This is a genomic window from Streptomyces durmitorensis (genome assembly GCF_023498005.1).
Taxonomy (GTDB): domain Bacteria; phylum Actinomycetota; class Actinomycetes; order Streptomycetales; family Streptomycetaceae; genus Streptomyces; species Streptomyces durmitorensis.
The window spans coordinates 6,225,968-6,238,894 of the sequence record NZ_CP097289.1 but is presented as its reverse complement, the minus strand read 5'-3'; the positions used below and the strand labels follow the sequence as shown (position 1 = coordinate 6,238,894).

9 protein-coding genes are annotated in these 12,927 nt (G+C 70.8%); all 9 read right to left on the bottom strand.

Annotated features, from left to right (window positions below; translation table 11 throughout):
• Positions 1-123 precede the first annotated feature (123 nt).
• The 9 genes from obgE to M4V62_RS27780 all read right to left on the bottom strand — a co-directional run bounded on the left by obgE (position 124) and on the right by M4V62_RS27780 (position 12,916).
• Positions 124-1,563: a GTPase ObgE gene (gene obgE, locus M4V62_RS27820; protein ID WP_249589943.1), complete on the bottom strand. Its 1,440-nt coding sequence runs from the start codon at positions 1,561-1,563 to the stop codon at positions 124-126.
• 133 nt (positions 1,564-1,696) lie between these two features.
• Positions 1,697-1,951 (bottom strand): 50S ribosomal protein L27, encoded by a 255-nt coding sequence (gene rpmA, locus M4V62_RS27815; protein WP_030564037.1) that lies wholly within the window; start codon positions 1,949-1,951, stop codon positions 1,697-1,699.
• Positions 1,952-1,965: 14 nt separating this feature from the next.
• The gene (gene rplU, locus M4V62_RS27810) at positions 1,966-2,286 is read right to left on the bottom strand and encodes a 50S ribosomal protein L21 (RefSeq protein ID WP_160505004.1); all 321 of its coding nucleotides are present in this window, start codon (positions 2,284-2,286) and stop codon (positions 1,966-1,968) included.
• Positions 2,287-2,449: 163 nt separating this feature from the next.
• A complete protein-coding gene (locus M4V62_RS27805) occupies positions 2,450-3,799 on the bottom strand; it encodes a phospholipase D-like domain-containing protein (protein ID WP_425575217.1) in 1,350 nt (449 codons plus the stop codon).
• 182 nt (positions 3,800-3,981) lie between these two features.
• Positions 3,982-7,947, bottom strand: a complete 3,966-nt coding sequence (locus M4V62_RS27800) for an Rne/Rng family ribonuclease (RefSeq protein ID WP_249589941.1) — start codon at positions 7,945-7,947, stop codon at positions 3,982-3,984.
• Between the two features lie 236 nt (positions 7,948-8,183).
• On the bottom strand, positions 8,184-8,987 hold the full coding sequence (locus M4V62_RS27795; RefSeq protein ID WP_249589940.1) for a TIGR03936 family radical SAM-associated protein: 804 nt from the start codon (positions 8,985-8,987) through the stop codon (positions 8,184-8,186).
• Positions 8,988-9,033: 46 nt separating this feature from the next.
• Positions 9,034-10,386, bottom strand: coding sequence for a hypothetical protein (locus tag M4V62_RS27790; protein WP_249589939.1), 1,353 nt, complete (start codon positions 10,384-10,386; stop codon positions 9,034-9,036).
• Positions 10,387-10,423: 37 nt separating this feature from the next.
• Positions 10,424-10,993: a GNAT family N-acetyltransferase gene (locus tag M4V62_RS27785; protein WP_425575218.1), complete on the bottom strand. Its 570-nt coding sequence runs from the start codon at positions 10,991-10,993 to the stop codon at positions 10,424-10,426.
• On the bottom strand, positions 10,994-12,916 hold the full coding sequence (locus tag M4V62_RS27780) for a TIGR03960 family B12-binding radical SAM protein (protein ID WP_249589938.1): 1,923 nt from the start codon (positions 12,914-12,916) through the stop codon (positions 10,994-10,996).
• Between the last annotated feature and the right edge of the window lie 11 nt (positions 12,917-12,927).

Here is a 12,927-nt window from a genome sequence, read left to right as displayed (position 1 = left end):
CGTAAGGGGCGCGGGGAACTGCGCGATCAGCCCCGACGCACCAGCACGGTGCACGAACAACAGAAAGGCCCCCCGGAGCCCATGCTCCGGGGGGCCTTTCCAATCTGCCCGAGGCGATCCCGCCTAGAAGGGTTCGAAGTCGTCGTACGCCTTCTCCGCCTCGTCCCGCTCCGCGTCACGGTCCCGGCGGCGCTGGGCCGCGGGACGGGGCTCCTCGAGGCGGTGGTCCTCGCCACGGCGGCCGAGCATCTCCGCACCGGCCATCACCGAGGGCTCCCAGTCGAAGACGACCGCGTTCTCCTCCGGGCCGATGGCGACGCCGTCGCCGGAGCGCGCACCGGCCTTCATCAGCGCTTCCTCGACCCCGAGACGGTTCAGCCGGTCGGCGAGGTAGCCGACGGCCTCGTCGTTGTTGAAGTCGGTCTGGCGCACCCAGCGCTCCGGCTTCTCGCCGCGCACGCGGTAGATGCCGTCGTCGCCGAGCTTGACGGTGAAGCCCGTGTCGTCCACGGCCTTGGGCCGGATGACGATGCGGGTCGCCTCCTCCTTCGGCTTCGCGGCACGTGCCGCGCCCACCACCTCGGCGAGCGCGAAGGAGAGCTCCTTGAGCCCCTTGTGCGCCACGGCCGACACCTCGAAGACGCGGTAGCCGCGTGCCTCCAGGTCGGGGCGGACGAGGTCCGCGAGGTCCTGGCCGTCCGGTACGTCGATCTTGTTCAGGACGACGACCCGCGGCCGCTTCTCCAGGCCCGCGCCGTACTCCCGCAGCTCCGCCTCGATGATGTCGAGGTCGGAGACGGGGTCACGGTCGGACTCGAGGGTCGCCGTGTCCAGGACGTGCACCAGGACGCTGCACCGCTCGACGTGCCGCAGGAACTCCAGGCCGAGGCCCTTGCCCTGGCTGGCGCCCGGGATCAGACCGGGCACGTCGGCGATGGTGTAGACGGTCGAACCGGCCGTCACCACACCGAGGTTGGGGACGAGCGTCGTGAAGGGGTAGTCCGCGATCTTCGGCTTGGCGGCGCTCAGGACCGAGATCAGCGAGGACTTGCCCGCGCTCGGGTACCCCACGAGCGCGACGTCCGCGACCGTCTTGAGCTCCAGGACGATGTCTCCCGCGTCACCCGGCTCGCCGAGGAGGGCGAAGCCGGGCGCCTTGCGGCGGGCCGAGGCGAGTGCCCTGTTGCCCAGGCCGCCGCGGCCGCCCTGCGAGGCGACGTACGTCGTGCCCTGGCCGACCAGGTCGGCGAGGACGTTGCCCTCCTTGTCGAGGATGACGGTGCCGTCCGGCACGGGCAGGATCAGGTCCTGGCCGTCCTTGCCGGAGCAGTTGTCACCGGCGCCGGGGGCGCCGTTGGTCGCCTTGCGGTGCGGGGAGTGGTGGTAGTCGAGCAGGGTCGTGACCGACTGGTCGACGACCAGGATCACGTCACCGCCACGGCCGCCGTTGCCACCGTCAGGGCCGCCGAGCGGCTTGAACTTCTCACGGTGGACGGAGGCACAGCCGTGGCCCCCGCTACCCGCGGCGACGTGCAGCTCGACGCGGTCCACGAAGGTGGTCATGGGATGTGCCTCCAGAAACATACGGATGTCAGGGACGAAATGCCCCTAGATGTAACACGCGAAGGGCGGACCCGCTTCCCGACAGGGAAGTGAGGTCCGCCCTCGCGAAGAACCTGTTCTACGGAAGCCTGATTCAGGCGACCGGAACGATGTTCACGACCTTGCGGCCACGGTGGGTGCCGAACTCCACCGCACCGGCGTCCAGCGCGAACAAGGTGTCGTCCTTGCCGCGGCCGACGCCCGAGCCCGGGTGGAAGTGGGTGCCACGCTGGCGGACCAGGATCTCACCGGCGTTGACGGTCTGACCGCCGAAGCGCTTCACGCCGAGCCGCTGAGCATTGGAATCGCGCCCGTTCCGAGTGGACGATGCGCCCTTCTTGTGTGCCATGTGTTCTCAGTCCCTTACTTCGCAGCCGTGGGGATACCGGTGACCTTGATCGCCGTGTACTGCTGGCGGTGACCCTGGCGACGGCGGTAGCCGGTCTTGTTCTTGTAGCGAAGGATGTCGATCTTGGCACCCTTGTGGTGGTCCACGACCTCGGCCGTGACCTTGATACCGGCAAGCACCCACGGGTCGCTCGTCACGGCGTCGCCGTCGACAACGAGCAGCGTAGAGAGCTCTACGGTGTCGCCAACCTTGGCGGTGGGAAGCTTGTCAACCTCAACGATGTCGTCGACAGCAACCTTGTGCTGGCGACCACCGCTGCGCACGATGGCGTACACGGATCTCTCTCTCGCTCGGAACGGGACCCCCGCAGTCCAGCCGCCCGCATGACACGGTCGGCCTCTCCCGGACGCCAGGCTCCGGAAGGAAATCAGGTTTACAGGGGTAGGACGTGCCTAGTAACACGCCGACGGTCAAGATTACGGGGCTTGGCCGGAAGGGTCAAACCGGCTTCTCACCGTCCGGCGGCAGCGGCTTGACGCCCTTGCACAAGTCGGTGCTGTCGGCCTTGCCGGGCCAGGCGATCGTCCGTACGCGGTCGAAGTGTCCGCGGTACGCGTCGTGCACGGAGTCGTCGTCGATCTTCACGATCGCCTCGTCGTTCTCGCGCAGCGCGGGCGCCGTGTAGTTCTGCGAGCCGGTGAAGGAGAGCTTGTTCTGCTTGCCGTCGTACTTGCCGTCGATGAGCAGGTACTTCGAGTGGATGATGTAGGGCGTCACCAGCTTGGTGCCGGGGTGCAGCGGGTCCCGGTCGTCGTTGAAGCAGCGCATGGTCGGCCCGCCGGACTTGTGCAGCGCCTCCCAGGTGCCGGGAGTGCCGCCCTGGCTCTTGGCGCTGTCGGTCTCGGCGTACAGGATGCTGACCGTGCAGCCCGCCTTCTTGAGCGAGACGAGCTTGTCGGCGATCTGCTTGCGGGTGATCTTGAAGATCGAGGCGCGGACGTTCGTGTGCCGGGCCACCCCTGCCGCGTCCCTGTAGTTGCACTGGACGTTGTTCAGGACCGAGTACATCGTGTCGGTCTCGTTGACCGTGCCGGAGCGCGGGAAGAAGTACGCCTTGTAGAGGCCGTCGCTGACCGTGCGGTAGTCCCAGTTCCGCCAGTCCTTGCGGATCATGTCGGCGAAGTAGTCGGCGTACGCGTCGTACATCGTCGGGTTGTTCGGCAGCTGCAGCGCGTCGTTGAAGAACTTCGTGTGCGCGGAGGGCGTCGAGTTCGACGTGGTCTGCACGACGACGTCCTTGGCGCCCTCGACCTCCGAGAACAGCCAGAACTTGTTGTGCATGATCGACTTGCCGTACGCCGGGTCGCCCAGGCAGGACTTGCCCGTCGGGCAGAGCGCCACGAAGGACGGCTTGCTCTTGTCGGTGCCGAGCGCCGTCGCCAGCGTGCTGTACGAGGTGTTCGTGGGGCGGTCGCTCCTGCTGGACTCGTCGAGCAGTATCTGGACGTTCACACCGCGGTTCCTGGCCGCCACGAGCGCGTCCACGACCGAGGCCTCCCACACGTGGTAGACCGCGACCTTGATGGTCGATCCCGGCACCGCGGCGTTCGTCAGCTCGATCAGGCGGGTGCGTATCGCGTACTGCTGCTCGGTGGTGCCCAGCGGGTTGTTGAAGATCGGCGCCTCGACCAGTGGCGGCTCCCCGTCCGCCGCCGCCGTCCCCATCGCGCTGACCGTCTGGATCCCCGCCGCCGACAGGACCGTGGCCAGTGCGACGGCCTGGCGTCCGCCCTTGACCTGCTTCACGGCTCGGTGACGTCCCGTGCCTCTCAGGCGACCGTGCGCCATCGTCCATCCCCTCCCCTGCCACGAGCGGAGCGTTTCCCCAAACGCCACGCTCGCGTGCTTCTTCATCAACCGCATGAGTTTTACAGGTACTTCACTGCGTTCCAACAGCCAGATGCCCCCGGCGTGGCCAATTCACCACGCCGGGGGCACCCGGTCATACGTACGGACTACGAAGGACGAGGTCAGCCCTCGTCGGCCGCGGAGGCCTTGACGCCGGCCGGCGCCTGCTCCGCCGCGGCGGTCTTCTTCGTCGTCTTCGACGCCTTCTTGGCCGTCGTCTTCTTGGCGGCCGTCTTCTTGGCCGCGGTCTTCTTGGTGGCGGCCTTCTTGGCGGGCGCCTTCTTGGCGGCGGTCTTACGCGCCGTCTTCTTGGCCGGAGCGGCTTCCTCGGCGTCCGCCTCGGGCTTCTCCGTGGCCTTCTCCGGGGCCTGAGCGGCCTTCTCCGCCGACGGGACGACCAGGACGGCCGCATCCTCGGACGCGGTCGGCGCGGTGGCCTTGCGGACCGCACGGCGGCGCGGACGGGCCGGGGCGGCGTCGGCCGAGGCCTCGGCCACCGGCTCGGCCACGACGGGCTCGGCGACGGGCTCCGCCTTGGGCGCCTCGGTGACGATCACCTCGGCGGCTTCCGGCTCGGTGCTCTCTGCGGCCTTCGGCGAACCGGCGGGCGCCGTCGCCTTGCGGGTCGCACGACGGCGCGTACGCCCCTTGGGAGCGGCGTCGTCCACGGGCGCCTCGGGGGCGGCCTCGACGGCGGCGGGCTGCGGAGCAGCCTCCTCCTTGGCCGGCGCGGCCGGAGCCTCGACGACCGGAGCCTCGACGACCGGGTCCTCGGCGGCCGGAGCCTCGGCCGTGGCGGCCTGCCGGGACTTGGAGCGCTTCTCCGCCTTGGGGGCGCTCTCCGCCTTGGGTGCGCCGGCCGGAGCCGATGCCCGACGGGTCGCCCTGCGGCGCGAGCGGCCACCGCGGGACGCCGCGGCCTCGGCCTCGGACGCGCTGCTGTAGAGCTCCTCGTCCGGCACGAACTCCGGCTCGGGAAGCGCCACCGGGGCAGCGGCCTCCGCGGCGACCTCGGCCTCGGACTCGGTCTCGACCTCGTCCGCGCCCTCGGGGGCCTCGTGCTCGTGCTCGTGCGTGTGCTCCTGACCCTGCTCGGAGCCACCGCGGCCGCGCTTCTTGCGCTTGCCGCCGCCACCGGCGGAGGTCGGCTGCTCCATGTGCACGATCACGCCGCGGCCGTTGCAGTGGACGCAGGTCTCGGAGAAGGACTCCAGGAGGCCCTGGCCGACCCGCTTACGGGTCATCTGCACGAGACCGAGCGAGGTGACCTCGGCCACCTGGTGCTTCGTACGGTCACGGCCCAGGCATTCGAGCAGCCGGCGCAGGACCAGGTCGCGGTTGGACTCCAGGACCATGTCGATGAAGTCGATGACGACGATGCCACCGAGGTCACGCAGGCGCAGCTGGCGCACGATCTCCTCGGCCGCTTCGAGGTTGTTCCTCGTCACGGTCTCTTCGAGGTTGCCGCCCTGCCCGGTGAACTTGCCGGTGTTGACGTCGACGACGATCATCGCCTCGGTCTTGTCGATCACCAGCGAACCGCCGCTGGGCAGCCAGACCTTGCGGTCGAGCGCCTTCATCAGCTGCTCGTCGATGCGGTACGTCGCGAAGACGTCGACCTCGGAGGTCCAGCGCTGCAGGCGGTCGGCCAGGTCGGGGGCGACGTGGGAGACGTACCCGTGGATGGTGTCCCAGGCCTCCTCTCCGCTGACGATGACCTTCGAGAAGTCCTCGTTGAAGATGTCGCGGACGACACGGACGGTCATGTCCGGCTCGCCGTACAGCAGGCCCGGCGCGCTCGTCGAGGCCGCCTTCGACTTCTTCTGGATGTCCTCCCACTGCTGCTGCAGACGCTCGACGTCACGGCGCAGCTCGTCCTCGCTCGCGCCCTCGGCGGCGGTGCGCACGATGACGCCCGCGTCCTCGGGGACGATCTTCTTGAGGATGGTCTTCAGACGCGCGCGCTCGGTGTCGGGCAGCTTGCGGCTGATGCCGGTCATCGAGCCCTCGGGCACGTAGACCAGGTAGCGGCCGGGCAGCGAGACCTGGCTGGTGAGGCGGGCGCCCTTGTGGCCGATCGGGTCCTTCGTGACCTGCACGAGGACCGACTGGCCCGACTTGAGGGCCGACTCGATGCGACGGGGGCCGTTGGCCATCCCGAGCGCCTCGAAGTTGACCTCACCGGCGTACAGGACCGCGTTGCGGCCCTTGCCGATGTCGATGAAGGCGGCCTCCATGGACGGCAGCACGTTCTGGACCTTGCCCAGGTAGACGTTGCCGACGTACGAGGTGGCCTGCTCCTTGTTGACGTAGTGCTCGACGAGCACGTTGTCCTCAAGGACGCCGATCTGGGTGCGCTCGCCGTTCTGGCGGACGACCATCACGCGCTCGACGGCCTCGCGGCGCGCCAGGAACTCGGCCTCGGTGATGATCGGGACGCGGCGGCGGCCCTGCTCGCGGCCTTCGCGGCGGCGCTGCTTCTTGGCCTCAAGGCGGGTCGAGCCCTTGATGGACGTGACCTCGTCGGCGCCGGTGCCCAGCTCGCGCTCTTCCTTCTTGCGCGGCTCACGGACCTTGACGACCGTACGCTCCGGGTCGCCGTCCGCGGTGTTCTCGGCCTCACCGGAGTCACCGGCGCGACGGCGACGGCGACGGCGACGACGGCTGCTGCTGGAACCGGCACCCGAGCCGTTGTCGTCCGAGTCGTCCTCGGCCTGCTCGGCCGAGTCCGCGGCGTCTTCGGTGGACTGCTCCGCCTGCTCGGCGGCTGCGGAGTCCGTGTCGGAGTCGGCGTCCGAGTCCTGCTGGTCGCCGGAGTCGTCGGCGGACTCGCCGCGGCGGCGGCGACGGCCACCACGACGGCGACGGCGGCCGTGACGCTCACCGGAGTCGTCGGACTCGTCGTTGTCGTTGTCGTTGTCGCTGCCGTTGTCCGCGGCGGTGTCCTCGGCCTCTTCGGGCTCGGGGGCCTCGGCCTCGGCGGGCTGCGGAGCGGCCTTGGCGGGCTCGCGCTCGGCGGCGGGCTGCTCGTCCTGGGCCCGACGGCGGCGGCGACGGCGCGGGCCGGTCTCCTCCTCCACCACGGGTGCGGCGGCCACGGGCTGCTCGGCCTCGGCCTCTTCGGCGGGCTCGTCGGCCGCTTCGGCGGCGGCAGCGGCAGCGGCGCGCTCGGGGGTCTGGAACATCGGCTCGGCGAACACCGGCGCCTGGAAGACGGCGACGGCGGGGCGCGCGGGCTTGCTCCCGGAGTCGTCGTCGGCGTCACCGCCACGCGCCTTGCGGGCACGGGCCGGGGCGGGCGCGGAGAATCCGGCGGCGGCCTTGCGGGTGGCACGGCGGGGCCGGCGTCCACGGGGCGCGTCGTCCTCGGCGGCTTCCGCCTCGGGGGTCTGCGCGGGCTCCGCGGCGGCCTTCGGCTCAGCGGCCTTGGGCGCCTCGGTGGGCTCGGGTGCGGCGGCGGCCTCGGCGGCGGGCGCGGACGAGCCGCGGGTCGCACGGCGGCGGGCACGGCGCGGGGCGGCGTCACCGGACTCCGGCTGCGCCTCGGGCGCGGCCTCGGCGGCGGGCTCCTCGACGGCGGGCTCGGCGGCCACAGAGGTCTCGGCGGCCGTCTGCGCACCCTGCGGCGCACCGGCAGGGGCGGAGGCGCGGCGGGTGGCACGGCGGCGGCGCGGAGCGGGAGCGGCTTCCTCGGCGGGCTCGGCCTCGACCGGGGCCTCTGCGGCCACGGGCTCGGCGACCGGCGTCTCGGCGGCCACAGGCGTCTCGGCGGGCGTCTGCGCACCCTGCGGCGCACCGGCGGGAGCCGAGGCGCGGCGCGTGGCACGGCGGCGACGCGGAGCGGGAGCGGCCTCCTCGGCCTGTTCCTCGGCCTGTACGGGCTCAGGAGCAACGGCCACGGCGGGCTCTTCGGCAACGGGGGTGGCCGGTATGGCCGGGGCTGTGCCCTCGGCGCCCTTGGTGCCCTCGGTGGCTCCCACGGGCGGACCCGCGGGCCGCGACGCCGCACGGCGCCTGCGGCGCGGCGGCAGGGTGTCGCTGGGTGTGTTGTTGTCCGAGCCCTCAGTGGGTTCGTTCGGCTCAAGCATGCGGGCGGTTCTCCCGTCACGCTCCCGGGCGCCGCGCCTGGTCCGGTGATGTCCGCGGCCCTCGCTCAGCTACGCGGGGCCGCCATCCGGGGGCGTGGGCGCCGCACGGGAGCTCTATGTGTCTGTCTCGCCGGTTCCGTACGCCCAAATGCGGACGGCCTGGCGAAAGTCTCGGTCAGTGCGCTGCCCGACCCAGGTGGCTCCCGAGTACAAGGGCGGCGCTTCGACATCCGTCCCTACGCGGGACCTTCCGTCGCCGGCACCTTCGCGGCGGCTGCGGCGGCCCCTTGGTTCTCAAGTGGGGCCGTGGCTGCCTCGCGGTCGGGCGCGAGCGGGTCGGTCACCGTGCCGGTCTCGTCGTCAAGAAGCCCCTGCGCCAGCCTGGTCACCGCTGCGGCGACCGGCGGCGCCAGGTCGGCCACAGCTCGAAGACCGGACAGGACGTCGTCGGGTCGTACGGCAGGTGTCACGTGCCGAACAACCAGCCGCAGTATCGCACAGGGCTGGTCGGTCGGCCTATCAGCATCGTGGCTGATCGCCTCGTCAGAGGCGATTGCCTCAAGGCTCACGACGGCCGCACGGGCATCGAAGGTCCGCATGCCGTTCTTCGCCCGGCGCTGGACCTCGACGACCTCCGCGGCCCGGAAGGCCTCGGCGGCACGCTCCGCGTCCGCGGGCTCCACGCCGTCCAGGCGCAGCTCCCAGACGGATCCGGTGAGCCGGTCGGCGAGCCCCGAGGTGCGGGACTCGACGGCGTCCACGATGTCGAGCCCGCTGGGCATCGATTCGTTGAGCAGCTCGCGCAGTGTGTCGGGGTCACGCGTCGCGGTGAGCGCGATCTCCAGGTACTCGGCCTCACTGCCCGTGCCGGTGGGTGCGGCATTGGCGTACGACACCTTCGGGTGCGGGGTGAAGCCCGCCGAGTACGCCATGGGCACCTCGGCGCGGCGCAGCGCCCGCTCGAAGGCGCGCTGGAAGTCACGGTGGCTGGTGAACCGGAGGCGGCCGCGCTTGGTGTAGCGCAGTCGGATGCGCTGCACCGCGGGAGCGGGCGGCGGGCCTTCGGGCTGTCGCTTGCCCAGTGTTCTAGTCCTTCGTGAGTGCGGTCGTACTGCTACCTAGAGTACGTGCCGCGGCCGTGTCCGGTTCCCGCCGGGCCACCGGCACCGGTGCGGGCTCCATCGGGGCGGCCCCCACCGGGACCTGTTCCTTCGGCGCACCGAACAGCATCCGGCGTACGTCGGCACGCGCGTCCCGCACGCTCTGGCGGGCGGCGGACAGGGCCTGCCGGGTGGCGCGGCCCGCGTCCTTCACCGCCCGGGCGGCCGGCCGCCAGACCCCGTCGCGCACGGCGTGACCGACGGGAGTGAGGACCGCGCGGTAGACCCAGCGCACCGGGTCGACGAAGAGCCACCGCAGGATCCTGCCGAGGAAGCGGCCCACGGCGAGGGACACATACCCGGCGATGCGCCAGGCGTGTCCGAGCGCGGCACCGATCTCGCGCACGACGACCGCGATCCCGCGCCCGATCGGCGCGAGCACCCAGCGCCACAGGGCGACGGCGGGCACGACGAAGATCCAGCGGCCCAGGGCGCCGAGCACCGTCCCGATCCCCCGGACCAGCCAGGCGATGCCGTGCCCGATCGGGGTGAGCACGGACGCGTACAGCCACCCGGCCGGGATCACGACCAGCACGCGTCCGAGCCAGGCCAGGCCCTTGCCGACGGGCACGACCACGTACCGCCACAGCCCCACCCACGGCCACACGAACACCGCCTTGAACAGCCACACCAGAGCGGCGCCGATGCCGCGCCCGGCCACCGCGGCACCCGCCGCGATGCCCCGCGCGAGCCAGGCGATCGCGTGCCCGATCGGTGTCAGTACGGAGGTGTAGAGCCACACGGCGGGGATCACGACGAGCGTCCGCACCAGCCATGCGACGCCGTGCCCGACTGCCACGCACAGCCACGCGGCACCGTGCCCAACTCCCCCGCACAGCCAGGCGATGCCACGACCGATCGGGGTGAGGACGGCCGCGTACAGCCACTCGAGGGGCACCACGACCAGCACGCGACCGAGCCACGCCAGGCCCCTGCCCACGGGCGCGAGCACGTACTGCCACAGCGCCACCCACGGCCACACGAACACCGCCTTGAGCAGCCATGTCACGCCCGCGCCGAGAGCGCGTCCCACGGGGCGCAGCGCCCGGAAGTAGAGAAAGCGGCCGCACACGGCGAGCGCGTCCCACACCAGGCGTACCGGCACGACGAGTACGAGCACCACGATCCGCACCGGGATACGGATCGCGACGGCGAGGCAGCCGTCGGCCTGCGGCTGTGGTTGCGGCTGTTGTGGTGCGGGGAGTTGTGGTGCGGGTGGTGCGGTGAGCGGCTGCTCCGGCTCGCGCTCATGCAGCGGGGGCCGCTTTTCCAGGTCCATGCCGTCCTAGACGCGTCAGTGGTGGGTGCCGGTTCGGTCAGGCGCCGGTCGGGATCCAGTAGCGCAGCTTTCCGCCGCGTTCGTCCTCGAAGGCGCCGCCCGCGGCCTCGATCACCTTGCGCGAACCGGTGTTGTCGGTGTCGCAGGTGACAAGGACCGACCCAAGGCCAAGATCACGAGCATAGGGCAGGGAGGCGATCAGCATCGCCGTGGCGTGGCCGCGGCGGCGGGCCGTGGGGCGTACGTCGTAGCCGATGTGGCCGCCGTACTCGCGCAGGAAGCGCGTGCCGACGCTGTGCCGGATGGCGAGGCGGCCGAAGTAGTCGGCGCCGTCCGCGTACCAGAGGGTCGTCACGGGGACGGAGAACGGCTCGGCGGGGTAGGTGGCGGCGCGGACCTCGGTGACGTAGCGCTCGAAGACCACCGGGTCGTGCCACTTGTCGCCGTAGTCGCGCAGGGTGCGGCCGAGCGTCGTGTCGTCGTCATCGCCGCCGCGCCCCTCGGCGCGGAACTCCTCCATCGCGGCGATGAAGGAGAGATGTACGAGGCCGGAGGGCGGGGCGAGTTGAGGAACACCCGTCTCGCCCTCCGGCTCGTGCTGCGTCACTTACTTCACTACCGACAGCGGCAGGAGCTTCTTGCCGGTCGGGCCGATCTGGATCTCGGTCTGCATCTGCGGGCACACGCCGCAGTCGAAGCACGGGGTCCAGCGGCAGTCCTCGACCTCGGTCTCGTCGAGCGAGTCCTGCCAGTCGTCCCAGAGCCAGTCCTTGTCGAGACCGGAGTCCAGGTGGTCCCAGGGCAGGACCTCCTCGTACGTGCGCTCACGCGTGGTGTACCAGTCGACGTCCACACCGAAGTCGGGCAGCGTCTTCTCGGCGCAGGCCATCCAGCGGTCGTAGCTGAAGTGCTCGCGCCAGCCGTCGAAGCGGCCGCCGTCCTCGTACACGGCGCGGATGACGGAGCCGATGCGGCGGTCACCGCGCGAGAGCAGGCCCTCGACGATGCCGGGCTTGCCGTCGTGGTAGCGGAAGCCGATCGAGCGGCCGTACTTCTTGTCGCCGCGGATCTTGTCGCGCAGCTTCGCGAGGCGGGCGTCCGTCTCCTGCGCCGACAGCTGCGGGGCCCACTGGAAGGGCGTGTGCGGCTTGGGCACGAAGCCGCCGATGGAGACAGTGCAGCGGATGTCGTTGCCCGCGACCTCGCGGCCCTTGGCGATGACGTTCGCCGCCATGTCCGCGATCTGCAGGACGTCCTCGTCGGTCTCGGTGGGCAGGCCGAGCATGAAGTACAGCTTGACCTGGCGCCAGCCGTTGCCGTACGCGGTCGCGACGGTGCGGATCAGATCCTCTTCGGAGACCATCTTGTTGATGACCTTCCGCATCCGCTCGCTGCCGCCCTCGGGGGCGAACGTCAGACCCGACCTGCGGCCGTTCCTGGTCAGCTCGTTCGCGAGGTCGATGTTGAAGGCGTCGACGCGGGTCGAGGGCAGGGAGAGGCCGATCTTGTCTTCCTCGTACCGGTCCGCGAGGCCCTTGGCGACGTCCGCGATCTCCGTGTGGTCCGCGGAGGACAGGGAGAGCAGGCCGACCTCTTCGAAGCCGGTCGCCTTGAGGCCCTTCTCCACCATGTCGCCGATGCCGGTGATGCTTCGCTCCCGCACGGGGCGCGTGATCATGCCGGCCTGGCAGAAGCGGCAGCCGCGGGTGCAGCCGCGGAAGATCTCCACGGACATGCGCTCGTGGACGGTCTCCGCGAGCGGCACCAGGGGCTGCTTGGGGTAGGGCCACTCGTCCAGGTCCATGACGGTGTGCTTGGACACGCGCCACGGGACACCGGACTTGTTCGGTACGACGCGGCCGATCCGCCCGTCCGGGAGGTACTCGACGTCGTAGAACCCGGGGACGTAGACGTTGCCGGTCCTGGCGAGGCGGAACAGGACCTCCTCGCGGCCGCCGGGGCGGCCCTCGGCCTTCCACTCGCGGATGATCGCCGTCATGTCGAGCACGGCCTGCTCGCCGTCGCCGATGACCGCGCAGTCGATGAACTGCGCGATCGGCTCGGGGTTGAAGGCCGCGTGGCCTCCGGCGAGGACGATCGGGTCGTCGACCGTGCGGTCCTTGGACTCCAGCGGGATGCCCGCGAGGTCCAGGGCCGTGAGCATGTTCGTGTAGCCGAGCTCGGTGGAGAAGCTGAGCCCGAACACGTCGAAGGCGCCGACGGGGCGGTGGCTGTCCACGGTGAACTGCGGGACCTTGTGCTCCCGCATCAGCTCTTCGAGGTCCGGCCAGACGCTGTACGTGCGCTCCGCGAGGACGCCCTCGCGCTCGTTCAGTACTTCGTAGAGGATCATGACGCCCTGGTTGGGCAGCCCGACCTCGTAGGCGTCGGGGTACATGAGTGCCCAGCGGACATCACACGCGTCCCAGTCCTTGACGGTGGAGTTGAGCTCTCCGCCGACGTACTGGATGGGCTTCTGGACGTGCGGGAGAAGCGCTTCCAGGCGTGGGAAGACGGACTCGACAGGCATCACAGCGTCTT